The 573-nt window shown below is 37.5% G+C and carries 1 protein-coding gene; it reads right to left on the bottom strand.

The features are described from left to right. Positions 1 to 294: 294 nt before the first annotated feature. The coding region (locus VPNCDNU1_RS28540) for a hypothetical protein (RefSeq protein ID WP_237324247.1) at positions 295 to 573 on the bottom strand (279 nt) is incomplete at its 5' end.

The raw sequence follows: 573 nt of genomic DNA, 5'->3' as shown, positions 1-573 counted from the left end.
GAAGCTTTTGTTATGTTTACCATTTTTTCCAAGCTCACCCATACCAAAGAATTGAGGTGCTCATAAAAAGTGAGGACTTAAACCCATCTGCTCAGATTTAAGTTGCTAAAGAACAACATCGGAAAATGCTCACAATCTAACTGCCAGACCTTCTTGATATTGGCGAAATGGCAACACTTAAGCTCAAAGGCAAACCTAGACCAAAGACATATTGCATGAAAATAAACGATTTAGGACTGAACCCTTATGACGCAAAAACTCACGCACAACATACGCTTGTTATATGCATCGAAACTATTCTTTGTCATATTCTATGAAGTCCCAAGGGATTTCTTTCTTGAATAACTCTATTGCTCGCTCCATACGTTCAAGTGGAACATTTTCTTGAAAGATGGTTACGGTTCTAGTTCTTTCCGTATCATCTCGAAAAATTTCAACTAAGAGTTTATCACCTTCGTATAGCTCGACACCTATCCCATCTCTTGGATTGACATCACTAGCGAAAATTACCTTTTCTTTTTTAGATGACATGAAGGGATTCCATTCAATCTTTGACACATAACGCCCAATTAA

It is taken from the genome of Vibrio penaeicida (assembly GCF_002933855.1).
Taxonomy (GTDB): Bacteria; Pseudomonadota; Gammaproteobacteria; order Enterobacterales; family Vibrionaceae; genus Vibrio; species Vibrio penaeicida_A.
Note: the sequence above shows the minus strand (reverse complement) of the source record. Positions and strands in the feature narration are given on the sequence as shown.